General features: G+C 72.9%; 18 protein-coding genes. 3 read left to right on the forward strand and 15 right to left on the reverse strand.

The genetic code is table 11. The features are described 5' to 3' along the window. Positions 1-230 precede the first annotated feature (230 nt). The 8 genes from ABZ851_RS18200 to rimP form a co-directional block, all read right to left on the reverse strand. Complete coding sequence (locus ABZ851_RS18200) at positions 231-4439, reverse strand: hypothetical protein (RefSeq protein ID WP_361128348.1); 4209 nt, start codon at positions 4437-4439, stop codon at positions 231-233. 295 nt (positions 4440-4734) lie between these two features. Continuing rightward, complete coding sequence (gene truB / locus ABZ851_RS18205) at positions 4735-5715, reverse strand: tRNA pseudouridine(55) synthase TruB (protein WP_361128351.1); 981 nt, start codon at positions 5713-5715, stop codon at positions 4735-4737. Continuing rightward, complete coding sequence (rbfA, locus tag ABZ851_RS18210; protein ID WP_086720471.1) at positions 5712-6164, reverse strand: 30S ribosome-binding factor RbfA; 453 nt, start codon at positions 6162-6164, stop codon at positions 5712-5714. The genes truB and rbfA overlap by 4 nt, the downstream gene beginning before the upstream one ends. A gap of 63 nt (positions 6165-6227) precedes the next feature. After that, positions 6228-6521: a DUF503 domain-containing protein gene (locus ABZ851_RS18215; RefSeq protein ID WP_033269483.1), complete on the reverse strand. Its 294-nt coding sequence runs from the start codon at positions 6519-6521 to the stop codon at positions 6228-6230. A gap of 175 nt (positions 6522-6696) precedes the next feature. After that, entirely contained in the window at positions 6697-9804 is a 3108-nt protein-coding gene (gene infB / locus ABZ851_RS18220) for a translation initiation factor IF-2 (protein ID WP_361128355.1), read from the reverse strand. A 163-nt stretch (positions 9805-9967) separates the two neighbouring features. Continuing rightward, positions 9968-10264, reverse strand: a complete 297-nt coding sequence (locus ABZ851_RS18225) for a YlxR family protein (protein ID WP_361128358.1) — start codon at positions 10262-10264, stop codon at positions 9968-9970. Between the two features lie 136 nt (positions 10265-10400). Beyond that, on the reverse strand, positions 10401-11393 hold the full coding sequence (gene nusA, locus ABZ851_RS18230) for a transcription termination factor NusA (protein ID WP_361128361.1): 993 nt from the start codon (positions 11391-11393) through the stop codon (positions 10401-10403). A gap of 2 nt (positions 11394-11395) precedes the next feature. After that, the gene (rimP, locus tag ABZ851_RS18235) at positions 11396-11938 is read right to left on the reverse strand and encodes a ribosome maturation factor RimP (RefSeq protein ID WP_088800330.1); all 543 of its coding nucleotides are present in this window, start codon (positions 11936-11938) and stop codon (positions 11396-11398) included. A gap of 151 nt (positions 11939-12089) precedes the next feature. Between rimP and ABZ851_RS18240 the strand changes: the two genes are divergently transcribed. The 3 genes from ABZ851_RS18240 to ABZ851_RS18250 are packed head-to-tail and all read left to right on the forward strand — an operon-like array spanning position 12090 to position 14184. Further along, a complete protein-coding gene (locus ABZ851_RS18240) occupies positions 12090-12650 on the forward strand; it encodes a hypothetical protein (RefSeq protein WP_361128908.1) in 561 nt (186 codons plus the stop codon). A 49-nt stretch (positions 12651-12699) separates the two neighbouring features. After that, on the forward strand, positions 12700-13224 hold the full coding sequence (locus ABZ851_RS18245) for a ferritin-like domain-containing protein (RefSeq protein WP_361128365.1): 525 nt from the start codon (positions 12700-12702) through the stop codon (positions 13222-13224). Between the two features lie 48 nt (positions 13225-13272). Next, positions 13273-14184: an aminoglycoside phosphotransferase family protein gene (locus tag ABZ851_RS18250; protein WP_361128368.1), complete on the forward strand. Its 912-nt coding sequence runs from the start codon at positions 13273-13275 to the stop codon at positions 14182-14184. Between the two features lie 107 nt (positions 14185-14291). On the opposite strand, the gene ABZ851_RS18255 is transcribed toward ABZ851_RS18250, so the two are convergent. The 7 genes from ABZ851_RS18255 to ABZ851_RS18285 form a co-directional block, all read right to left on the reverse strand. Continuing rightward, entirely contained in the window at positions 14292-16001 is a 1710-nt protein-coding gene (locus ABZ851_RS18255; protein ID WP_361128371.1) for a proline--tRNA ligase, read from the reverse strand. 220 nt (positions 16002-16221) lie between these two features. Further along, the gene (locus ABZ851_RS18260; RefSeq protein ID WP_361128374.1) at positions 16222-16776 is read right to left on the reverse strand and encodes a GNAT family N-acetyltransferase; all 555 of its coding nucleotides are present in this window, start codon (positions 16774-16776) and stop codon (positions 16222-16224) included. 24 nt (positions 16777-16800) lie between these two features. Then, positions 16801-17646, reverse strand: coding sequence for a GNAT family N-acetyltransferase (locus ABZ851_RS18265; RefSeq protein WP_361128377.1), 846 nt, complete (start codon positions 17644-17646; stop codon positions 16801-16803). Between the two features lie 174 nt (positions 17647-17820). Then, positions 17821-18978: a flavodoxin-dependent (E)-4-hydroxy-3-methylbut-2-enyl-diphosphate synthase gene (gene ispG, locus ABZ851_RS18270; protein WP_336051772.1), complete on the reverse strand. Its 1158-nt coding sequence runs from the start codon at positions 18976-18978 to the stop codon at positions 17821-17823. Positions 18979-19151: 173 nt separating this feature from the next. Further along, positions 19152-20453 (reverse strand): site-2 protease family protein, encoded by a 1302-nt coding sequence (locus ABZ851_RS18275; protein ID WP_361128382.1) that lies wholly within the window; start codon positions 20451-20453, stop codon positions 19152-19154. Further along, positions 20450-21724 (reverse strand): 1-deoxy-D-xylulose-5-phosphate reductoisomerase, encoded by a 1275-nt coding sequence (gene dxr, locus ABZ851_RS18280; RefSeq protein WP_311625320.1) that lies wholly within the window; start codon positions 21722-21724, stop codon positions 20450-20452. Before dxr ends, ABZ851_RS18275 begins: the two co-directional genes overlap by 4 nt. Positions 21725-21873: 149 nt before the next feature. Continuing rightward, a complete protein-coding gene (locus ABZ851_RS18285) occupies positions 21874-23793 on the reverse strand; it encodes an acyl-CoA dehydrogenase family protein (protein ID WP_336051776.1) in 1920 nt (639 codons plus the stop codon). Positions 23794-23973: the final 180 nt, after the last annotated feature.

Raw genomic sequence — 23973 nt, forward strand, 5'->3', positions numbered from 1 at the left:
GGCGCAGGTCTAAGACTGCCATGCCGCGGGTGATGCTCCGCGCGAAGGGTGGCTCAGGGCACCCGTCCCAGCCCCTGTCCGGCCCTGATACCACGGACGGTCTCGCGGTTCGCGGACAGCTCTGCCCGGGCCGGCCCGCCCGGTCCGGCCCCGGCCCCGCAGCCCCCTTCGCGCCCCGCGGCCCCTTTCGCCCCCAACGCCCCTTGGTGCGCCTCGACAGCCCCTGCCCGTCAGCTGTGCGACCCGGCGAGCGTGGCGCGGGCGCCGGGGCCTACCACTGCCGCCCACTCCCCCGGCTCGTCCGTCACCCAGTCCTGCACCCGCCGTGCGAAACCCGGCAGCCGCCGCCCCAGTTCCACCAGCCGCCGGTCGAAGCACGCCGCGCCCGCAGGCGTACGCACCAGCAGCATCCCGGTGCGGTGCACCAGCTCCCTGGTGCGCTCCGCCGGCCGCCGCTCCGCGCCCTCGGCTGCGGCTTCCAGAAGCGCCTCCAGCACCCGGGTGTCCGGGCCGCCCCCGCTCTCCTCGTGGACGCGGTGCGGCGCCACATACGAGGCCTCCTGCGCCAGCAGCGCATCGAGCAGTTCACGGCGCAACGCAACCGAGTCGCCACGCCCCGTCTCGGCCACCACGGCCGCGAGCGCGCACCGGACCGCTACGGGGGAGCCGGTCAGCAGCTCCACGGCGAGCGGACGGAGCGCGGCGCGGGCGGCCGGGCCCCGTTCGAGGCGGCGGTCGATGAACTCCGCGACCGGCCGTGCGGCGCGCTCCGGGCAGTGCCGGGCACAGTCACGGACGAGGTCGGCGACCCGGGCGACGAGGTCCGGCGCATCGGTGCGGGCGAGCATGCCCAGCAGGGCGGCCGCCACCGGTGGCCCGGCGCCGCCGATCAGCCGGGCCCGGAACGCGGTCAGCACCGGCTCGGGATGGTCGGCGAGGGCGGACGTGAACACCGTGGGCGGCAGCTGCGGATCCCCCGCCACAAAGCGGGCCAGCGCCCGGTCCAGGAAGCGGGAACGGGTGGCCGGGTCGCCCATCAGCAGCGCCAGCGCGGAGCCGTGGTGGGCGCTGTCCGCGCTCCGGGCGAGAAGGCAGAGGGCCGCGTAACGCAGCAGGGCGCGGTCGGCTCCGGCGGTCACGTGCCGGGCGGCCCGCAGACCGTACGACACGGCGGCGGCCCGCCGCTCGGGGCGGGCGTCGTGCGCCCACCGGTCCACGGCCCGGCACACCGCGGCCGGCTCGTCCTCGGCCAGTGCGTCCATCAGTTCGTCGCCCCTGGGGTGCGCGGCCTGCACCAGTGCCTCCGTGAGGGCGTCGAGCGCCCGGTGGCGATGGGTGTGCAGCAGCGCCTGCGCCGCGGTGGCCACGGTGATCTCGCCGGACACGGCCTCTACGGGGTGGGCCGGACCGCCGTCCTCCGCCCCGCGGCGTTGCAGCGGGCGGGTGTCGTCGAACCAGGCGCACAGCAAAGGCTGCATCCGCTGCGGATCCGCGCACAGCAGTGCGGCCGCGGCATCGAGAAACCGGGGCGAGCGTGCCGCGGCGGGCCGGGTCCGGACTGCGGGAGCCGCTGCGGACGCGCTGCCGCCGGTGCCGCCCGGGGCGGGGCTGGAGCGCGGGCCACCGGTGGCGTCCGGCCGGCCGTCGCCGTCCCGGCCGGACGCCGGGTCGTCGGCGGGGTGGACGCGTACCCGCGGCGGCGGCGCGAAACGGCGGCCGGCACCCGGACCGTCGACGGCTACGGCGGAGGACGACAGAGCACCCGGCGCGGGACCGGACGCCCCGGGCGGGCCGGACGACGGCAACCGGTCGGACCACGAGGACGGACCGGACGATGAGGCTGGACCGGACGGCGAGGACGGATCAGGCGATGCGGACGAACAACGCGAAGGCGACGGACCGGACGACGGCAACCGCTCGGGCAGCGACGACGAACCGGACGACGGCACCGGCCACCCGGCCCGCGGTGACGGACCCGGCCCCGACGGCCGCGACGGCCACCCGGCCCGCGACGGCGCCCCGGACGGCACAGCTCCCGCGGCCCCCTCCCCCACCTCCGCCCCTGCCCCCGTACCCGCCTCCGCGTACCGCTCCGCGCCGGCGGCCCTCCGCCCCGCCCCGCACGGCGGCCCGTCGGCCGGCAGCAGGCGGCGCAGCAGGTCCATCCGGTCCTCATCGGCCAGCGCCAACCGCTCCCAGAACCACGGCCCGAAGGCCTCCAGCCCCGTCCGCGCGAAGCCGCCCGCCCGGAGGGACCGTTCCGTGATCCGGTCGGCGAGCAGCCGCAAGACGCCCGTGTACGGCCTCGCGTCGGGGACCCGGAGCAGCACACCGGACAGCAGATGAGCGGCCCACCAGCGGCCGTCCACGGCGCGCGCCGCCGGAGAACCGGCCGCGGGGGCGGCCCCGGGGGCGGCCCCGGCGGCGGTCGCCATCGGCACCAACTCCGCCAGCCGGAAGGTCAGTTGCACCGCCCCCTCGCGCCTGCCGAGCAGCAGCAGCGCCTCGACGGCCGGCCCGACGCGGTATCCGGGGACGGGCAGCAGGTCCAGGTCGGTATGGGCGCCCTGCAGCCACTCCGCGAACTCCTCGTGGGCGAAGCGGAATCCGGTGCCGGCCGGGACCAGCAGCCCCTCGGTCAGCACCGCACGGGCCCAGCCGGGCTCGCGCGGGAACACCTCCTCGAAGGACGTACGGTCCAGCGCGCCCGGACCGGGGCCGAGGCAGCGGCGGGCCGCCTCGTGCACCTGCCCGGCGACCTGGGCGGCCAGCCGGCGGACGGCGGTGCCGCGCGGCGGGGGCCGGTGGCCGGCCGCGAGCCGTACGGCGATGCGCAGGCACACCAGGTCCAGGTAGGCGTCGAAGATCTGGTGGCGGTCGGGTGTGCCGAGGCCGGCCGGCCCGGCGGCGCACCGCCCGGTCGCGTCCCCCTCGCCCTCGGTGAGCGCCGCGCCGACCTCCGCGAGCAGGCGCAGGGCGAGCGGATGGCGGGCGGCCGGCGCGGCCGGTGCACCCGGCGGCAGGCCGTAGCGGCCGCGGGCGCGCTCCGCCTCCTCCTCGGTGAAGTCACCGAGCGCCACGCAGGCGGGCAGCGCGGGCGCCGGACGCAGCGGCCGGTGCAGCACACCGGGCGGGAAGAGCGCACCGGCCCGTTCCCAGTACTCGGGGCGGCAGCCGATCACCAGCTTCACACCGGTGGTACGCAGCCAGTCGGCCGTCGCCGCGGTCCACCCGGCCAGCCGCTCCCCCTGTGCCAGGGCCGAAGGCATCTCCTCCGGCCCGTCGAGGAGCACCAGCAGCGGACGGCCGGCCGCGGCCGCCGCCCGGACGACGTCCTGGGAGGTGGTGTCCGCCGGGTCACCGGCGGTACGGCCCTCCCGGGCGACGATCCGGCCGGCGGACCGCAGCGCGCGTTCGACGGCGGTACGCACCCCGTCGTCGTCGGGCCGCAGGTCCGCGCCGCGCAGCAGGATGGTCGCAGCGGGGCCGGGGCCCTGGGCCCGGCGTGCCGCGAGGCCGGCCAGTTCCGTGCTCCGGCCGCATCCCGGCTGCCCCACCAGCCCCAGCACACCTGCCGCCGCCGTCCCGTGGCCCTCCTCGAAGCGCGCGAACTCGGCGGCCACTTCCGCTCGTTCGACCGGTTCCCGCCCCGGCCGCGGCCGCTCGGCGGAGCCCTTCGACAGCTCGGCCAGACGCCGCGCGCCGGCCGGGTTCAGCTCGCTGCCGTAGGCCGGGACGGTCGCCGCATTGCGCTCCAGCAGCGCGGCCAGCGCTCCCTGTGGCGCGGCTTCGGCGACCGCACGCAGCGGAATCGCGAAGCCGCCCGCCCGGCGCCCGAAGGCACCCTCCCCCGGGCGCCCGCGGCCGGGAGCCTGAGGGTGCAGCGCGGTGCCGAGGATGCCGAGCACCGCGCCGGTCCGGGCGTCCAGCACCGGCCCGCCGACCGCCAGACCACGCAGCCGCAGCGCCTCCCGGCCCCCGGCGCACAGGCCGAGCTCCAGCGTGTCGTCGAGGAGGTGGACGCGCTCGGTGGCCGTGTACATCACCCCCAAGCCCGGTCCGACGACCGTGCCGTCCAGCCAGCCGCCCGCCCAGAGCCGGGCGGTGGTGCCCGCGGCCGGCCGGGCCGCGGCGACGGGCAGCGGCGTGAGCCGGTGCGGTCCGAAGCCGCCGGCCCGGACGAGGGCGAGCCCGGCCTCCGGCAGGGGCGTCACGGCATCGGCCGCCACCACGCACGTCCATCCACCGCCCCCGGCCGCGCCACCTCCGGCGCCGTCCGCCATGGGCTGCAACACCAGTTGCGCGGCGCCGTCCACCGCTTCGTGGCTGGTGATCACGGTGCCGTCGTGGTCCGCGAGAAACCCCGTACCCCGTGTCCGACCTGCCAGATCGCGGATCCGCACCAGTGCCGTGTCCGCATCGGCATCCAGCAATGCCATCGCCGGTCCTCTCACCCTGTGCCGTCCCCCGCACGGTAAGCAGGCGGTGATCGTCTCGACAGGGCCCCCTGGCAACGCGCCCCCCTCCGCGCCTTGATTCACTTCAAGCGCCTCACCGAATGAGTGAATAGCCGGAACCCCACGCGGAACCGGAGGGCCGGGGGACAGGGAAAGCGGGACCGCACGGCCGCATACCGGCACGCAAAGGGCCGGGCCCGGAGCGCGTCGTCCACGCGTCTCCAGGCCCGGCCCCACGGGTTCCTGCTCGTCGGCTCCTGATACGGCAACTGCGGTACTAGACCGCGAACACCGCCAGGCTCTTCGCCTTCCCGCCCTGGTTCTCCACCAGCGCGAGGAACCTGCCGTCCGGCCCGAACGCCGCGACCGGGCCGCTGCCCTCGAAGCGCGGCATCGGGATCCGTGCGCCGTTGAGCAGCAGCCGGGCCTGCGCCTCGGGCACGTTCCAGCGGGTGAACGCCGCGGCGGCCGCGTCCCCGAGCGGCATGACCGGCAGGCCCTCCCCCTCGGTGTCGTCCACGGCGGCCTGGAGCTGGTCGAGGGTGCGCGCCCGGTCCAGCTTGTACGGGCCGACGCGGGTGCGGCGCAGCGCCGTCAGATGGCCGCCGACGCCCAGCCCTTCGCCCAGGTCGCGGGCGAGGGCGCGGATGTACGTACCGGACGAGCACTCGACGGAGACCAGCAGATCGGTCACCGGGGTACCGTCCTCGGCCTCGGTCTCGTGCGCGGAATGCACCACGAACGAGGAGACGGTGACCGGCCGGGCCGGGATCTCCACGTCCTCGCCGTCGCGGACCCGCGAATACGACCGCTTGCCGTTGATCTTGATGGCGCTGACCTTCGACGGGACCTGCATGATCGCGCCGGACAGCCGGCCGACACCCGCGTCGATGTCCTCGCGGGCGAGGCCGTGCGCCGCCTTCGACGCGGTGATCTCGCCCTCGGCGTCATCGGTGACCGTCGTCTGGCCGAGCCGGATCGTGCCGACGTACTCCTTCTCCGTCAGCGCGAGGTGGCCGAGCAGCTTGGTGGCCCGCTCGATGCCCAGGACGAGCACGCCCGTCGCCATCGGGTCGAGCGTGCCGGCGTGCCCGACCCGGCGGGTGCGCGCCATCCCGCGCATCTTCGCCACCACGTCATGCGAAGTGAAGCCGGCCGGCTTGTCGACGATGACCAGGCCCGCCGGCCGCTCGCCACCCCCGCCGGAAGGCGCGCCGCGCTCGCCCTTCACGCGGGGCTTGTTGCTCTCACGCTTCATTCTGCCGCGGTGCCCTCGTCGTCGTCCTCGCCCGGCTTGCGGTACGGGTCGGCCTCGCCGGCGTACTGGGCGCCCGAGGAGACCTCACGCACCTTGGCGTCCGAGGCCCGTGCCTTGTCGAGCAGGTCGTCGATCGTCTTGGCGTTTTCCGGCAGGGCGTCCGGCACGAAGGCCAGGGTCGGCGTGAACTTCGTCCCCGCCGCTGCCCCGACCGCGGAGCGCAGGATGCCCTTGGCGCTCTCCAGCCCGGCGGCGGCGCTGGCCCGCTCCTCGTCATCGCCGTAGACCGTGTAGAAGACCGTAGCCTCCCGCAGGTCGCCGGTGACCCGGGTGTCCGTGATGGTCACGTGCGAACCGAGCCGCGGGTCCTTGATACCGCGCTGCAGCTTCTGGGCGACCACCTCCCGGATGAGGTCCGCCAGCTTCTTCGCCCGCGCATTGTCGGCCACTGGTCCGTCTCCTTCTTTCTTCCACAATTGTGCTTCCACCGGCGGCGGCCTGCCCGGTCCGGGTCAGTCGTCGTCGCCGTGCAGCCGCCGGCGTACCGACAGCAGCTCCACTTCGGGCCGTGCGGCGACCAGGCGCTCGCAACGGTCCATGACATCGGTCAGATGCCCCGTGTCCCCGGAGACCACCGCCAGGCCGATGGTGGCCCTGCGGTGCAGATCCTGGTCCCCGACCTCGGCGACGCTCACCGCGAATTTGCGGTGCAGCTCGGCGACGATCGGGCGGACGACGGAGCGCTTCTCCTTCAGCGACCGTACGTCGCCGAGAAGCAGGTCGAAGGACAGCGTCCCTACGTACATGCAAGACGGGTCAAGCCACCCGTGGGGCCTTAGGTGTCCGTGTCATTTCGAACCGTACACGGAACGACCGGGGCCGATCGACGGAAATACTTCCGCCGACCGGCCCCGGCCGGCCGCCCGCCCGTCGCGCGACCACCACCGGGGTGGACCGCGCCACGGGCGGGCCGCTGCACGATCAGCCGCGCGGCTTCTCGCGCATCTCGTACGTCGCGATGACGTCGTCGATCTTGATGTCGTTGAAGTTTCCGAGGTTGATACCGCCCTCGAAGCCTTCGCGGATCTCGGTGACGTCGTCCTTGAACCGGCGCAGACCCTGGATGTTGAGGTCCTCCGCGACCACCTTGCCGTCGCGGATGAGGCGCGCCTTGGTGTTGCGCTTGACCTCGCCGGAGCGGATGAGCACACCCGCGATGTTGCCGAGCTTGGACGAGCGGAAGATCTCGCGGATCTCCGCGGTACCGAGCTCGACCTCCTCGTACTCCGGCTTGAGCATGCCCTTGAGGGCCGCCTCGATCTCCTCGATCGCCTGGTAGATGACCGAGTAGTACCGGACGTCGACACCCTCGCGCTCGGCCATCTGCGTCGCGCGGCCTTCGGCGCGCACGTTGAAGCCGATGACGATCGCGTCGGAGCCGGACGCCAGGTTGATGTCGGTCTCCGTGACCGCACCGACGCCGCGGTGCAGCACCCGGATGTCGACCTCTTCGCCGACGTCGAGCTGGAGCAGCGAGGACTCCAGGGCTTCGACGGAACCGGAAGCGTCACCCTTGATGATGAGGTTGAGCTGCTGGACCTCGCCGGCCTTGAGCACCTTGTCCAGGTCCTCGAGGGACACCCGGCGGGTGCGCTTGGCGAAGGCGGCGTTGCGCTCGCGCGCCGCGCGCTTCTCGGCGATCTGACGGGCCGTACGGTCCTCGTCGACGACCAGGAAGTTGTCGCCGGCGCCCGGGACGTTGGTCAGACCCAGGACCAGGACGGGGGTCGACGGACCCGCTTCCTCGACGTTGTTGCCCTTGTCGTCGAACATCGCACGGACCCGGCCGTACGCGTCGCCGACCACCATCGTCTCGCCGACGCGGAGCGTGCCGCGCTGGACCAGGACGGTCGCCACGGCGCCGCGGCCACGGTCGAGGTGGGCCTCGATCGCGATGCCCTGCGCGTCCTGCTCCGCGTTGGCGCGCAGGTCGAGCGAGGCATCCGCGGTCAGGACCACGGCCTCGAGCAGCTGCTCGATGTTCAGACCCTCACGGGCGGAGATGTCGACGAACATCGTGTCGCCGCCGTACTCCTCGGCCACCAGACCGAACTCGGTGAGCTGGCCGCGCACCTTGGTCGGGTCGGCGCCCTCGACGTCGATCTTGTTGACCGCGACCACGATCGGCACCTCGGCCGCCTTGGCGTGGTTCAGGGCCTCGATCGTCTGCGGCATGACACCGTCGTTGGCCGCCACCACGAGGATCGCGATGTCGGTCGACTTGGCACCACGGGCACGCATGGCGGTGAACGCCTCGTGACCGGGGGTGTCGATGAAGGTGATGCGCCGCTCTTCGTCGTTGACCTCGGTCGCGACCTGGTAGGCACCGATGTGCTGGGTGATGCCGCCGGCCTCGCCCGCGATGACGTTCGTCTTGCGGATCGCGTCGAGCAGCCGGGTCTTACCGTGGTCGACGTGACCCATGACGGTCACCACCGGCGGACGCGCGACGAGCATGTCCTCGCCGCCCTCGTTCTCACCGAAGTCGATGTCGAAGGACTCGAGCAGCTCGCGGTCCTCCTCCTCCGGGCTGACGATCTCGACGACGTAGTTCATCTCTTCGGCGAGCAGCTGCAGCGTCTCGTCGGAGACCGACTGGGTCGCGGTGACCATCTCGCCGAGGTTCAGCATGACCTGGACCAGCGAGGCCGGGTTGGCGTTGATCTTCTCGGCGAAGTCCGTCAGCGAGGCACCGCGCGACAGGCGAACCGTCGCGCCGTTGCCGCGGGGCAGCATGATGCCGCCCACCGACGGGGCCTGCATGGCCTCGTACTCCTGACGCCTCTGCCGCTTCGACTTGCGGCCACGGCGCGCCGGACCGCCGGGACGGCCGAACGCACCCTGCGTGCCACCACGGCCACCGGGACCGCCGGGACGGCCGCCGAAGCCGGGACGACCGCCGAAGCCGCCGCCACCACCGGGACCGCCGCCACCGGGACGACCGGCGAAACCGCCGCCGCCACCCGGACGACCGCCACCGCCGCCGGGACGGCCGGCGAAGCCGCCGCCACCCGGACGACCGCCGCCACCGCCGGGACGACCGGCGCCGCCGGGACCGCGACCGCCGCCACCGCCGGGGCCCGGACGCGGGCCGGCAGCGGGACGCTGCGGCATCATGCCCGGGTTCGGGCGGTTACCGCCGCCACCGCCGGGACGCGGGGCGCCACCGGGAGCGGCACCCTGCGGACGGGGCATGCCACCGGGGGTGGGACGCGCGCCGCCCTGGCCGCCCTGGGGACGGGGGCCACCCTGGCCGCCGCCCTGCGGACGCGGACCGCCGGGACCGCCCTGGCCGCCGGGACGCGGGGCGCCACCGGGACGGGGGGCCTGCGGACGGGCCATGCCCGTGGAGCCACCGGACGTGAAGGGGTTGTTGCCCGGACGGGGGCCGGAGGGACGGCCGCCGGGACGCGGGGCCGGACGCTCGCCACCGGGACGCGGAGCGTTACCGCGGCCCTGACCGCCCTGACCGCCCTGACCGCCCTGGCCGGGCGCCGGACGGGCCGGACGCGGGCCGGGGGCACCGGGACGGGGAGCCGACTGGCCGGCGGCGGGAGCAGCCGGCGCGGACGGCGGAGCCTGGAACTCGGGCTGCGCGGGGGCGGCCGGAGCGGGCTTGGGTGCCGCGGGGCGCGCCGGGGTGGGGCGCGGGCCCGGGGTGGGGCCGGCGGCGGGAGTGCTCTTGGGAGCCACCGGGGCCTCGGGGGCCTTCGGTGCCTCGGGGGCTGCCGGAGCCGCGGGGCCCGGCTTGGGGGCGCCCGGCTTCGGGGCAGCAGGACGTGCCGCCTGCGCCGGGGACGGCGCGGACGGCTTCGCGGGGGCCGACTTGCGCGGCGCCGCGGGCTTGCCGGCGGCGCGGCCATTGCCACTGCCTGCCTGGAAAGCGTCGGTCAGCTTGCGAACAACCGGCGCCTCGATCGTCGAGGACGCCGAACGGACGAATTCACCAAGTTCTTGGAGCTTGGCCATGACGACCTTGCTCTCAACGCCGAACTCCTTGGCGAGTTCGTATACCCGGACCTTAGCCACTTCGCTCCTTCTAGGTCCGGGTTGTCCACCGGACCGTCGCTACTTCATGGGCGTACTCATCGCGTACTCATCGAGTGCTCATCGCAATCTCGACCTACTTCCGACTCGCGAGGTACCTGACCGCACGGTTTTCCGTGCGCTGTGCGTTTCGTGCTGCTGTGCGTTATTGCAACGGCGGCTGCTCGACGGGCGTCCGCTCGATGAACCGGCGCAGCGCCGTCGTGTCGAACGGTCCCCGGGCCCGGTAGGCCCGGTTGAACGCCCGGCGGCGAACCGCCAGGTCGAGGCAGACCAGTGTCGGGTGCACGTAAGCACCCCGGCCGGGCAGCGTACCGCGAGGATCGGGGACACACTCGCCCTCGGTCTCCACAATGCGCAGCAAATCGCCCTTGGCCGCTCGCTCCCGGCATCCCAGACAGGTGCGCTCAGGGCATGCGCGGGCATGCGTCCGGCCAGACACTGCTTAAGTCTACCTCCCCGCGCCGGCCCGACCCCTATGGGGTAAAGGCGGAACGGCTGCTCAGAATTCCGGTCGGAGCGCCGCGGCACCACCGATTTCCGGGTGCCGCGGCGTCACCGTCCGTGATGGAACGGTCTCAGGCCTGTGGTGCGGGCTGCTCGGTGTCCGGGCGGATGTCGATCCGCCAGCCCGTGAGACGGGCGGCGAGCCGGGCGTTCTGCCCTTCCTTGCCGATGGCCAGTGACAGCTGGTAATCGGGGACCGTGACCCGGGCGGAGCGGGCCGCCAGGTCCACGACCTCGACCTTGCTGACCCGGGCCGGTGACAGCGCGTTCGCCACCAGTTCGGCCGGGTCGTCCGACCAGTCCACGATGTCGATCTTCTCGCCGTGCAGCTCGGCCATCACGGCGCGCACCCGGCCGCCCATCGGGCCGATGCAGGCGCCCTTGGCGTTCAGGCCGGAGCGGACGGACCGTACGGCGATCTTGGTGCGGTGGCCGGCCTCGCGGGCGATGGCGGAGATCTCCACCGAGCCGTCCGCGATCTCCGGGACCTCCATGGCGAAGAGCTTCTTCACCAGATTGGGGTGGGTGCGCGACAGCGTCACGGACGGGCCGCGGACGCCCTTGGTCACCCGGACGACGTACGAGCGCAGCCGGGTGCCGTGCGCGTAGTCCTCACCGGGGACCTGCTCCTGCACCGGCAGCATGGCCTCCATCGGGCCGACGTCCACCAGCACGTTCTTCGGGTCCTTGCCCTGCTGGACGACGCCGGTGATGACGTCGCCCTCGCGCCCGGCGAACTCGCCGAAGGTGATCTCCTCCTCGGCGTCCCGCAGCCGCTGCAGGATGACCTGCTTGGCGGTGGTCGCCGCGATCCGGCCGAAACCGGAGGGGGTGTCGTCGAAGTCGCGGGGCTCGGCGCCCTCCTCCAGGTCCTCCGGGTCCTCCTTCGCCCAGACCGTCACATGGCCGGTGTTGCGGTTCAGCTCCACCCGCGCCCGCCGGCGGCTGCCCTCGGTGCGGTGGTAGGCAATGAGGAGGGCCGACTCGATCGCCTCGACCAGCAGGTCGAACGAGATCTCCTTCTCCCGCACCAGACCCCGCAGGGCACTCATGTCGATATCCACGGCTACGCCTCCTCCTTGTTCTCGTCGATCTTCTCGTCGTGCTGCGCGTCGCGCTTGTCTGTCCGGTCGGGCTTACGGCTGAATTCCAGCTCGACACGCGCCTTGGCGATCTCGTCGAAGGAGACGCGGCGGGTGGTCGGCTTGCGGCCCTTGACCCCCGGCACCTCGAGGTCCAGCCCGGCGTCGTCGACGGCGGTGATCCGTGCCACCAGCTCCCCGCCCTCGTGGAGTTGGGCCTTGATGAGGCGGCCGACGGCGCGGCGGTAGTGCCGCAGCTCGGTCAGCGGGCGGTCGGCGCCGGGAGAGGTCACCTCAAGGGTGTACGGGGCGCCGCCCATCACATCGGAGTCGTCCAGGACCTGGGAGGCCTCGCGGCTCAGCTCGGCGCACTCGTCCAGCTGGACGCCCTCGTCGGAATCGACCACGATCCTCAGCACCCGCCGCTTGCCTGCCGGTGTCACCTCGATCTCTTCCAGATCCAGGTCTCGCGCGGCGACGAGCGGTTCAAGCAATCCGCGCAGCCTCTCGCTCTGGGTGGTGCTCATCCGGGTGACTCCTCGGCCGCGTGTGCTGTTGTGGGTGGGTCGCGTGTCGGGTCAAAGCCTATCGGTTCCGGCGGGGTACTGACGATTCGGTGGGTGGTCACGGATACTCTCGCCTGCGGTGATCACGACGAAAGACCCCGGGAAGTGCAACATGCCGAAAGTGGCGCTCACACGCAGAAGGACCCTGCTGGCCGGCGCCGCCCTCGGGGGCATGGCGCTGCTCACCGGCTGCTCGGAGGACGACGGCCCCGGCCGGACCGAACACTCCCTGGCCGCCGACCGGCTGCGCCGGCACTCCGCCCGCGACAGCACGGCCCTGCTGGCGCGTTACGACGCCACGCTGGCCGCGCATCCGGCGCTGGAGCCTCGGCTGCGCCCGCTGCGCTCGGAAGTCGCCCGGCACGCCGAGGCGTTCACCGGTGAGCGGGCCGCCCCCTCCCCCGGCAGCGGGGCGGACGACGACGGCCCGGCGCGCGATGCCGGTGCGCCCGCTTCCGGCCCCGCGCCGCAGGGCTCCCGGCGGCCGTCCGGCCCCCGGGTCCCCCAGGACGAACGGGCCGCGTGCACCGCCCTGGCCGAGGCCGAGCGCACACTCGCCGATGTCCGTGCCAAGGCCCTGACCACCGCGCCCCCGGAGTTGGCCCGGCTGCTCGCCTCGGTCGCGGCGGCCGGTGCGGCGCATGCGTTTCTGCTGACGGAGCCGGCCGGATGACGGGCAGCGCAGCGGGGCCAGGAGCAGGGACCGGCGAAGGGATGGGCGGATGAGGGCCACGGCGGTGCACGGCAAAAGCGGGCACGAGGAGGCGGACGGCGGGCACGACGAGCTGACCGCGGTGCAGGCGGCGCTGGCCGCCGAACATGCGGCGGTCTACGGCTACGGCGTGGTCGGCGGGCGGATCGCGGACGACCGGCGAAAGGAGGCGCAGGCGGCGTACGACGGGCATCGCGCGCGGCGGGACGCACTGCGCCGCGAGGTGCGTGACCTGGGCGGTACCCCGCGTGCCGCGGCCGCCGCCTACGAACTGCCCTTCCCGGTCCCGGACGCGGCCGCAGCCGTCCGGCTGGCGGCGGAGCTGGAGGACCGGCTGGCCGCCGTCTACGCGGATCTCGTACGGGCCGGCGCGGCGGCCCGGCGCGCCGAGGCGGCGGCCGCGCTGCGCGAGGCAGCGGTGCGGGCGGTGCGCTGGCGCGGCAGCGGCGTAGCCTTCCCTGGGCTCGTGGAGCGGGCCGCGGCCGTCACCGGCTCCGGCTCCGGCGCCGCGAGCGCTTCCGCGGGCGCGCTCTGAAGGACCGGCCGCGGTCCGGTCACGGCCCAGGAAGGGGACGGCTCAAGCATGGCAACGGCACCCATCGAACCGCCGCAGCGGTTGGTGAGTTCGCTGAGCGGCGATCCCGAAAGCCCCGTACGGCAGTGGCTCGACGCCCTGCCGACCTTGGTTCAGCAGCGGCTGGATGCCTGGGATCTGACGCTGGAACGGGTGCAGGCCCCCGGTGGCCGCAGCAGTCTGGTCGCCCTCGTACGGCAGCAGGACGGGTCGCCCGCCGCGCTGAAGTTCCCGGTGCCCGGGCGGGTGTCCGCGCATGAGGGGGCGGTGCTGGAGGCGTGGGACGGCTGGGGCGCGGTGCGGCTGCTGCGGTCCGATGCCACCAGTGGTGCGCTGTTGCTGGAGCGGCTGCGGGGCGGGGTGTCGCTGCGGTCGCTGCCGGAGGCCAAGGCGCTGCTGGAGGCGGCCGGTACGGTGCGGCGGCTGTGGGTGCCGGCGGCCCCGGAGCATCCGTTCGAGACGCTGGCCGGGCGTACCGAGGAGGCCGTGGAGGCGCTGCGGACGGCCGGGGCGCTGACCGAGGCGGCCGGGCCGCTGGTGGACCAGGCGCTGGAGCTGCGCCGCGCCCTGCCGGCGGGGTCCGACGAGCTCTTCCTGCTGCACGGCGCGTTCCGGCAGGGCAAGGTGCTGGCCGGTGAGCGGGCGCCCTGGCTGGCGGTCGGCCCGTCGCCGGTGGTGGGCGAGCGGGCGTACGACCTGGCCTCGCTGGTGCTGGACCGTTTCGAGGACCTGGCGGCCGGGGCGGGCGCGGCTGCCGCGGCCCGCCGCAGGGTGGCCAAGCTGGCCGACTCCCTGGAGGTGGACCGGGACCGGCTGCGCGACTGGACGCTGTACCGGGCGGTGGACACCGGTGTACGGGAGGCGGCGGTGGGCGACCGGCAGCGCGGCGAGCTGCTGCTGGAGTTCGCGGCCTGGCTGTAGGGGGCTCTCCCCCGGCGGGATGCCTGGCGGGATCCCCTGGTGGGACGGACGAACGGGCCGGCCGCCGGGGTGTGTGCCCGGTGGCCGGCCCGTCGGCCGTGCGGGGGTTACGCGCCGAGGCGGGCGACGGCCTCCTCGACCGTCAGCTCCTCGCGCTCGCCGGTGCGGCGGTCCTTGACCTCGACGACACCCTCGGCGGCGCGGCGGCCGGCGACGACGATGGTCGGCACGCCGAGGAGTTCGGCGTCGGTGAACTTCACGCCGGGCGAGACACCCGCCCGGTCGTCGACGAGGACCCGCAGGCCCGCGGCGCCGAGCCGTTCGCCGACCTCCAGGGCGAGCTCGGTCTGCTTGGCCTTGCCGGCCGCGACGACATGCACATCGGCCGGGGCGACCTCGCTCGGCCAGCACAGGCCCTTCTCGTCGTGGGTCTGCTCGGCGAGGGCGGCCACCGCGCGGGAGACGCCGATGCCGTACGAGCCCATGGTCACCCGGGCGGGCTTGCCGTTCTGGCCGAGCACATCGAGCTCGAAGGCGTCCGCGTACTTGCGGCCGAGCTGGAAGATGTGGCCGATCTCGATGGCGCGGTCGATCTTCAGGCCGGTGCCGCACTCCGGGCAGGGGTCACCGGGCTCGACGACGACCACGTCGAGGTAGTCGTCGACCTCGAAGTCCCGGCCGGCGACAACGTTCCCCGCGTGCTTGCCCTCCTTGTTGGCGCCGGTGATCCAGGCGGTGCCGGGGGCGATACGCGGGTCGGCGATGTAACGGAAGGCCTTGCCGGCCAGACCCTGCGGGCCGACGTAGCCGCGGACCAGCTCGGGGCGGTCGGTGAAGTCCTCGGCGGTGACCAGCTCGACGGTGGCCGGTGCCAGGTGCTCGCCGAGCTTGCCGAGGTCGACCTCGCGGTGGCCGGGGACACCGACCGCGACGATCTCGCCGTCGACCTTGACCAGGAGGTTCTTCAGGGTCGCCGAGGCCGGTACGCCAAGGTGCTCGGCAAGGGTCTCGATGGTCGGGGTGTCGGGGGTGTCCAGCTCCTCGACGGGGCCGTGCGCGGAGCCGTCGGCGGCCTCGACCTTGACCGTGACGGCCTCGGTGTTGGCGGCGTAGTCGCAGGCCGGGCAGTCGACGAAGGTGTCCTCACCGGCGGCGGCGGGGGCCAGGAACTCCTCGGAGGCGGAGCCGCCCATCGCGCCGGAGACGGCGGAGACGATGCGGTAGTCCAGGCCGAGCCGCTGGAAGATCTTGGTGTAGGCCTCGCGGTGCAGGGCGTAGGACTGCTCCAGGCCCTCGTCGGTGGTGTCAAAGCTGTACGAGTCCTTCATCTGGAACTCGCGGCCGCGCAGCACACCGGAGCGGGGGCGGGCCTCGTCGCGGTACTTGGTCTGGATCTGGTAGAGGATCACCGGCAGGTCCTTGTAGGACGTGCACTGGTCCTTGACCGTGAGGGTGAAGATCTCCTCGTGGGTGGGGCCGAGGAGGTAGTCGGCGCCCTTGCGGTCCTTGAGGCGGAAGAGCAGGTCGCCGTACTCCTCCCAGCGGCCGCTGGCCTCGTAGGGCTCCTTGGGCAGCAGGGCCGGCAGCAGGACCTCCTGGCCGCCGATGGCGTCCATCTCCTCGCGCACGATGCGGGAGACGTTCTCCAGGACCTTCTTGCCCAGCGGCAGCCACGTCCAGATGCCGGCGGAGGAGCGGCGGACGTAACCGGCGCGGACGAGCAGCTTGTGGCTGGCGGTCTCGGCGTCGGCCGGGTCGTCACGCAGTGTCTTGATCATCAAGCGGGACATGCGCTGGACCTGTGCGGCGTGGGCCATGGGAGTTTCTCCTGCGTAAGAAAGGTGACTCCCTGGAGGTTAGCTGCAGGGGTCTCTCCCGCGGAAATGCGTATCCGCTGCGCTTGGCCGGCTTCCCACGTTTCCGGCTTTCCCGCCGTGGGAGCTACGCGCCGTTGCGCTTGGCGGCGCGCCCCCGTTTTCGGGTGCCCCGCCGTGGGACGCGCCGCCAAGCGCAACGGCGAGCAACCACCGCGGTGGGTCAGCCGACAACGTGGGAAAGAGACCGCTTCAGCGGCAAGGGCGCGCCCATGACCGCGTACGGCGTAGGGGCGCTCGGGAAGAGGACGCGGCGGGCCAGGTCGTGGTAGCCGAGGGAGCGGTAGAGGCGGCGGGCGGGGCTTTCGGTGTCGATGGCGGAGAGGATGGAGCGTGGCTGGGCGGCGCTGTCGGTGATGCGGGTGATCAGTGTCCGGCCGATGCCGCGGTGCTGGTAGTCGGGGTGGACGTGCAGCTCGGTGATGGTGAAGGAGTCGTCGAGCCAGTGGTCCAGGCCCTCGCTGCGCAGGTAGGGCTCGACGACGGTGGACCACCAGTGGGCGCGGTCGTTGGGCATGCCGTAGACGAAGCCGACCAGCCGGCCCGCGGGGGTGGTGGCGCCGAGGGCGCGGGCACCGGGGCAGGTGAGGTGACGGAGCACGATGTGCCGGCGGACGGCGATCTCCTCGGCGCTCAGGCCGAAGGCGAGTGCCTGGACGGACAGCGCGTCGTCCACGCGGGCAGCGAGATCAAGCGGGCCGACCGCGACGTCATCCATGCTCGGAGCGTACAAGGCGGCGGGTCAGAAAAGTACGCTCATGAACGCGCCGACTTCCTCGAAGCCCACCCGCCGGTAGGAGGCGCGGGCGGCGGTGTTGAAGTCGTTGACGTAGAGGCTGACGACGGGGGCGACGTCGTTGAGGGCGTAGCGCAGCACGGCGGCCATGCCGGTCTCCGACAGGCCCTTGCCGCGGTAGGCGGGGTCGACCCACACGCCCTGGATCTGGCAGGCCCGCTGGGTGGCGGCGCCGATCTCGGCCTTGAAGATGACCTTGCCGTTCTCGACACGGGCGAAGGAGCGGCCGGCGCCGACGAGTTCGGCGACCCGGGCCTGGTAGAGGAGCCCGCCGTCGCCGGCCATCGGGGAGATGCCGACCTCTTCGGTGAACATGGCCACGCACGCGGGCATGATCAGGTCCATCTCGTTCTTGCGGATCCGCCGGACGTAGGGGTCGGGGGCGATCTCGGCGGCCGGTGCGGTGGTGACCATCAGCGGCTGGTGGGCGCGGATCTCGCGGGCCGGTCCCCAGGAGGGCTCCAGGAGCGACCACAGCTCGGCGGTGGACTCGGCGGGGCCGACGATGGAGGAGCAGCGGCGGCCCTGGCGGCGGGCGCGTTCGGCGAAGCCACGGACGGCTTCGGGGGTGGCGCAGACCGGGACGAGGTTGGCGCCGGCGTAACACAGCGACTCCAGGCGGCCGCCGACGTACCAGCCCCACATCTCGCCGCCCAGCCGCCAGGGGTCGAGGCCGGCGACCTGGACGCGGGCGGCGACGAAGGCGTTGGCGACCGGGTCGCGGTCCAGGACCGCGAGCGCATCGTCGAGGTCCCCGGGCTCGAGGACCTTGATGGTGGTGGTCGTCAGCACGTGTCGGAAAGCCTCACCGTTACGGGCCTGGGAGGCCAGGCGGAAGCAGGTCCTGGCACTTTACCTCCACCTGCGCGGGAGCACCCGGGCGCCGGGGACGGATTGTCCCGGGCAGCGGCGAGCCCCGCGGCCCGGTGCGGGCGGCAGGGCTCGGGAGCTGTGGGCGGTGCCGGGTCAGCCGGCGACGGCCACGCTCGGCTCGCCGGAGGCGATGCCGTCCTTCTCCATCTGCTCGGCGATCTTCATGGCCTCTTCGATGAGGGTCTCCACGATCTTCGACTCGGGGACGGTCTTGATGACCTCGCCCTTGACGAAGATCTGGCCCTTGCCGTTGCCGGAGGCGACGCCGAGGTCGGCCTCGCGGGCCTCGCCGGGGCCGTTGACGACACAGCCCATGACGGCGACGCGCAGCGGCACCTCCATGCCGTCCAGGCCCGCGGTGACCTCGTCGGCGAGCTTGTAGACGTCGACCTGGGCGCGGCCGCAGGAGGGGCAGGAGACGATCTCCAGCCGGCGCTGGCGCAGGTTGAGCGATTCCAGGATGGAGATGCCGACCTTGACTTCTTCGGCGGGCGGCGCGGAGAGCGAGACGCGGATGGTGTCGCCGATGCCCTCGCTGAGCAGGGCGCCGAAGGCGACGGCGGACTTGATGGTGCCCTGGAAGGCGGGGCCCGCCTCCGTGACACCGAGGTGGAGGGGGTAGTCCGACTGGGCGGCGAGCTGGCGGTAGGCGTTGACCATCACGACCGGGTCGTTGTGCTTGACCGAGATCTTGATGTCGCGGAAGCCGTGCTCCTCGAAGAGGGACGCCTCCCACAGCGCGGACTCGACCAGCGCCTCGGGGGTGGCCTTGCCGTACTTCTGCAGCAGGCGGCGGTCCAGGGAGCCGGCGTTGACGCCGATCCGGATCGGGGTGCCGGCGTCGGAGGCCGCCTTGGCGATCTCCTTGACCTTGTCGTCGAACTGCTTGATGTTGCCGGGGTTCACGCGGACCGCGGCGCAGCCGGCGTCGATCGCGGCGAAGACGTACTTCGGCTGGAAATGGATGTCCGCGATGACCGGAATCTGCGACTTCCGGGCGATCACCGGCAGCGCGTCGGCGTCGTCCTGCGTCGGGCAGGCGACCCGGACGATCTGGCAGCCGGAGGCCGTCAGCTCGGCGATCTGCTGCAGCGTGGCACCGATGTCGGACGTGCGCGTGGTCGTCATCGACTGCACCGAGACCGGTGCGTCTCCGCCCACGGCGACCGGGCCGACCTGGATCTTGCGGCTGACCCGGCGGTCGGCAAGCTTGGTCGGTACGTCCGGCATTCCCAGTGAAATGGCAGTCATCTGGCGAGCAACCCCAAGGTGTGGATCTAGGCCCCGCAGCGGCGGGCTCCGGTCTCCGAGATTACGGCACGGTGGTTGCTATGAGCACATCGCGCCCCTGTGGCGCCACGAAAGGAGACGGCCGGACACCTCCAAACGCCACGGAGGTGTCCGGCAGCCGCCAAACGTGCTTTCTAGGTCAGCTTCACCGGATTCACCACGTCGGCGACGAGCACCAGCAGCGTGAAGCAGATGAAGATCCCGGCGACGACGTAGGCGACGGGCATCAGCTTGGCCACGTCGAAGGGGCCGGGGTCGGGGCGCCGGACGATCTTGGCGAAGGCCCGCCGGACGGACTCCCACAGGGCGCCGGCGATGTGCCCGCCGTCCAGCGGCAGCAGCGGCAGCATGTTGAACAGGAAGAGCGAGAGGTTGAAGCCGGCGACCAGGAAGAGCATGGTCGCCACCCGCTGCTCCGGCGGGATGTGCAGGGAGAAGACCTCGCCGCCGACCCGGGCCGCGCCGACCACGCCCATCGGGGAGTCCTGCTTGCGCTCGCCGCCGTTGAAGGCCGCGTCCCACAGGTCCGGGACCTTCGCGGGCAGGTTTATCAGCGAGGAGACGCCCTGCTCGACCATGTTGCCCATGCGGTCGACGGACTGGCCGAAGGACTGCTGGACGACGCCGCTGGCGGGCGTGAACCCGAGGAATCCGGCGGTGACGAACTGTCCGGGGACGTAGCCGCCGTGGCCGTCGGTCTTGGCGACCTTGTTCTCGATCAGGTCGGCGTGCAGCGTCTGCCGTGCGCCGTGCCGCTCGACGACGAGGGTGGCGGGGCCCGTGGTGTCGCGGATCTGCTGCTGCAGGGCGCCCCAGTCGGGGACGGCGCGGCCGTTGAAGGAGACGATCTTGTCGCCGGCCCGCAGGCCCGCGGCCTTGGCCGGGGAGTCCTTGGCGCCGTGCGGGCACTTGTCGCTCTTGGCGGCCGCCGAGATGACGCAGTCCGAGACGGAGCCGACCGAGGTCGTCTGGGTGTTGATGCCGAAGCCCATCAGCACGCTCATGAAGATCACGACCGCCAGGATCAGATTCATGAACGGCCCGGCGAACATCACGATGACGCGCTTCCAGGGCTTGCGGGTGTAGAAGAGCCGCTTCTCGTCGCCGGGCTGCAGCTCCTCGAAGGCCGCCGAACGGGCGTCCTCGATCATGCCGCGGAACGGCGAGGTGGACCGGGCCTGCAGCTTTCCGTCGTCGCCGGGCGGGAACATCCCGATCATGCGGATGTAGCCGCCGAGCGGAACGGCCTTGATGCCGTACTCGGTGTCGCCCTTCTTACGGGAGAAGATCGTCGGCCCGAAGCCCACCATGTACTGCGGCACGCGGATACCGAACAGCTTGGCCGTGGAGAGGTGGCCGAGCTCGTGCCAGGCAATGGAGAACAGCAGACCGACGACGAAGACGACTATGCCGAGGATGGTCATCCAGGTCGTCATGCGCGAGCCTCCGAAGGTGTCCGTGCCGCACGGGCGGCCAGTTCGCGGGCGCGGGCGCGCGCCCAGGTCTCCGCCTCCAGGACGTCCGCGACCGTCAGGGAAGTTCCCCCGGCCGGCGTCCCGTGCTCGGAAACCACTGCGGCGACGGTATCCACAATCCCTGTGAAGGGCAGCCCGCCCTGGAGGAACGCGTCCACGCATTCCTCGTTCGCGGCGTTGAAGACGGCGGGGGCGGTGCCGCCGAGATCACCGACGTGGCGGGCCAGCGGGACGGACGGGAAGGCCTCCTCGTCCAGCGGGAAGAACTCCCAGGTCTGCGCCTTCGTCCAGTCCACGCCGGGTGCGGCGTCCGGGACCCGCTCGGGCCAGCCGATGCCCAGCGCGATCGGCATCCGCATGTCGGGCGGGCTGGCCTGGGCGAGGGTGGAGCCGTCGGTGAACTCCACCATCGAGTGGATGTAGGACTGCGGGTGGACGGCGACCTCGATGCGGTCGAAGGGGACGTCGAAGAGCAGATGCGCCTCGATGACCTCCAGGCCCTTGTTGACCAGGGTCGCGGAGTTGATGGTGACGACCGGGCCCATCGACCAGGTGGGGTGGGCCAGCGCCTGCTCGGGGGTGACCGCGGCCAGCTCCTGCTTCGTACGGCCGCGGAACGGACCGCCGGAGGCGGTGACCACGAGCTTGCGGACCTCGGCGCGCTCGCCGCCGGCCAGTGCCTGGAAGAGCGCGGAGTGCTCGGAGTCGACGGGGATGATCTGGCCGGGCGCGGCGACGGCCTTGACCAGCGGGCCGCCGACGATCAGCGACTCCTTGTTGGCGAGGGCCAGCACCCGGCCCGCCTTCAGGGCGGCCAGGGTGGGGGCGAGACCGATGGAGCCGGTGATGCCGTTGAGGACGGTGTGGCAGGGGGAGGCGGCCAGGTCGGTGGCCGCGTCGGGGCCGGCCAGGATCTCGGGCAGCGGCTCGCCGGCGCCGTAGCGGTCGGCCAGCGCGGTGCGCAGCGCGGGCACCGCGTCCTCGCGCGCCACGGCCACGGCGCTCACCCGCAGCTGGTGCGCCTGGTCGGCGAGCAGCCCGACCCGGCCGCCGGCCGCGGAGAGCGCGGTCACCCGGAAGCGGTCGGGGTTGCGCAGCACGATGTCGATCGCCTGGGTGCCGATCGACCCGGTCGAGCCGAGGATGACGAGGGAACGGGGGCCGCTCGGGCCGCCGGGATCGGCGGCGGCCGGCTCGAAGCGCAGATGCGGGTGGGCGAGGGAGTCCGTCATGTGGTCCATTGTGGCCGGTCGCCGGCGGGCCGCGGACACCCAGGGCGGGTCATGCCGATCATGCACGCCGCGCACCGCTGTGGGCCGCACGCCCCGGGGCCGGTCCGGCCTTCCGGACCGGCCCCGGGGCGCGGGCAGCCGCGGGCCGCTCAGCGAACGGGCCGCCGGACGTTGTCCGTCCGGCTCGGGCCCGGGGTGGCGTCGGCGATCCAGGGGCCGTCGCCGCTGGGGTCGATCATGCCCTCCTCCAGCCAGGTGTAGCTGCCGTCGAGGACCCCGTCGACGACCTTGCGGTCGAGCTCGTCGGTGTTGGTCCACAGCCGGCCGAACAGCTCCTCGACGCGGATCCGCGCCTGCCGGCAGAACACATCGGCCAGCTGCTGTGCCTCGCGGCCGTGGTCACCGGTCTCGGTCAGGTACTCGGCCCGTACACAGGCGGCGCTCATCGCGAAGAGTTCGGCGCCGATGTCCACGATCCGGCCGAGGAAGCCCTGCTTGGTCTCCATCCGGCCCTGCCAGCGGGACATCGCGTAGAAGGTGGAGCGGGCGAGCTTGCGGGAGGTCCGCTCGACATAGCGCAGATGACCGGCCAGCTGTCCGAACTCCTGGTAGGTGCGCGGGAGCTGACCGGGTCCGGCGACGAGCTTGGGCAGCCAGCGGGCGTAGAACCCGCCGGCCTTGGCCGCCGCCCGGCCCTTGTCGGCGAGCGACTTGTCGGGGTCGATGAGGTCGCCGGCGACCGACAGGTGGGCGTCCACCGCCTCGCGGGCGATCAGCAGGTGCATGATCTCCGTGGAGCCCTCGAAGATCCGGTTGATGCGCATGTCGCGGAGCATCTGCTCGGCGGGGACGGCGCGTTCGCCGCGGGCGGCGAGCGAGGGGGCGGTCTCGTAGCCGCGGCCGCCGCGGATCTGGACCAGTTCGTCGGCCATCAGCCAGCCCATCTCCGAGCCGTAGAGCTTGGCGAGGGCGGCTTCGATGCGGATGTCGTTGCGGTTCTCGTCGGCCATCTGGGAGGAGAGGTCGACGACCGCTTCGAGGGCGAAGGTGGTGGCGGCGATGAAGGAGATCTTGGCGCCGACGGCCTCGTGCCTGGCGACCGGCCGGCCCCACTGCTCACGGGCCGCGGACCACTCACGGGCGATCTTCAGGCACCACTTGCCGGAGCCGACGCACATCGCGGGCAGCGAGAGCCGGCCGGTGTTGAGGGTGGTGAGGGCGATCTTCAGACCGGCGCCCTCGGGTCCGATGCGGTTGGCGGCGGGGACACGCACCTGGTGGAAGCGGGTCACACCGTTCTCCAGGCCGCGCAGGCCCATGAAGGCGTTGCGGTTCTCGACCGTGATGCCGGGCGAGTCGGCCTCGACGACGAAGGCCGTGATGCCTCCCTTGCTCCCCTCGGAGGCGGGCACCCGCGCCATCACCACCAGCAGGTCGGCGACCACGCCGTTGGTGGTCCACAGCTTGACCCCGTCGAGGAGGTAGTCCGTGCCGTCCGGGACCGCCAGGGTCGCCAGCCGGGCCGGGTCCGAGCCGACATCCGGCTCGGTCAGCAAGAACGCCGAGATGTCCGTACGGGCACAGCGCGGCAGGAAGGTCTCCTTCTGCTCCTTGGTGCCGAACAGCTTCAGCGGCTGCGGTACGCCGATCGACTGGTGCGCGGAGAGCAGCGCGCCGATGGCGGGGCTGGCGGTGCCGACCAGGGACAGGGCGCGGTTGTAGTAGACCTGGGTGAGTCCGAGGCCGCCGTACTTCGCGTCGATCTTCATGCCGAACGCGCCGAGTTCCTTGAGCCCGTGCACGGTCTCGTCCGGAATCTTTCCCTCGCGCTCGATCCGGGCGCCGTCGATCTCGCGCTCGCAGAAGTCGCGCAGCGTGGCGAGGAACTTCTCGCCGCGGCGTACGTCGTCGACCGCGGGGGTGGGGTGCGGATGGATGAGGTCGAGCCGGAAGCGCCCCAGGAACAGTTCCTTGGCGAAGCTGGGCTTGCGCCAGTCCTGCTCGCGGGCCGCCTCGGCGACCTGGCGTGCTTCGCGCTCGGAAACGTTGCGGATGGATGGAGCGGTCATCAGGAGCTCACCTCGCCGCGGGATCAGCAGTTCAGCGCCGGCGGGCCGGTCGGCCGCTGGACAGCGCTACTTGTGAGAGTTACCCGATCCGCGCGGGTTGCACCACGGGAGGCGGCGGGAGAGGGCCGCACGGAAGACCACTCCCCACCAAGTGGGACATACCCCCCTGGCGCCGCTCCA

It is taken from the genome of Streptomyces sp. NPDC047049 (assembly GCF_040643995.1).
Taxonomy (GTDB): Bacteria; Actinomycetota; Actinomycetes; order Streptomycetales; family Streptomycetaceae; genus Streptomyces; species Streptomyces mooreae.

Coding starts and splice junctions, on each gene's coding strand:
- ABZ851_RS18240 (WP_361128908.1), top strand. CDS start 12,090: ATGCCGAAAGTGGCGCTCACACGCAGAAGGACCCTGCTGGCCGGCGCC.
- ABZ851_RS18255 (WP_361128371.1), bottom strand. CDS start 16,001: ATGGCCCACGCCGCACAGGTCCAGCGCATGTCCCGCTTGATGATCAAG.
- ispG (WP_336051772.1), bottom strand. CDS start 18,978: ATGACTGCCATTTCACTGGGAATGCCGGACGTACCGACCAAGCTTGCC.
- truB (WP_361128351.1), bottom strand. CDS start 5,715: ATGAAGCGTGAGAGCAACAAGCCCCGCGTGAAGGGCGAGCGCGGCGCG.
- dxr (WP_311625320.1), bottom strand. CDS start 21,724: ATGACGGACTCCCTCGCCCACCCGCATCTGCGCTTCGAGCCGGCCGCC.
- ABZ851_RS18285 (WP_336051776.1), bottom strand. CDS start 23,793: ATGACCGCTCCATCCATCCGCAACGTTTCCGAGCGCGAAGCACGCCAG.
- ABZ851_RS18250 (WP_361128368.1), top strand. CDS start 13,273: ATGGCAACGGCACCCATCGAACCGCCGCAGCGGTTGGTGAGTTCGCTG.
- ABZ851_RS18200 (WP_361128348.1), bottom strand. CDS start 4,439: ATGGCATTGCTGGATGCCGATGCGGACACGGCACTGGTGCGGATCCGC.
- ABZ851_RS18215 (WP_033269483.1), bottom strand. CDS start 6,521: ATGTACGTAGGGACGCTGTCCTTCGACCTGCTTCTCGGCGACGTACGG.
- ABZ851_RS18275 (WP_361128382.1), bottom strand. CDS start 20,453: ATGACGACCTGGATGACCATCCTCGGCATAGTCGTCTTCGTCGTCGGT.
- rimP (WP_088800330.1), bottom strand. CDS start 11,938: ATGAGCACCACCCAGAGCGAGAGGCTGCGCGGATTGCTTGAACCGCTC.
- ABZ851_RS18260 (WP_361128374.1), bottom strand. CDS start 16,776: ATGGATGACGTCGCGGTCGGCCCGCTTGATCTCGCTGCCCGCGTGGAC.
- ABZ851_RS18245 (WP_361128365.1), top strand. CDS start 12,700: ATGAGGGCCACGGCGGTGCACGGCAAAAGCGGGCACGAGGAGGCGGAC.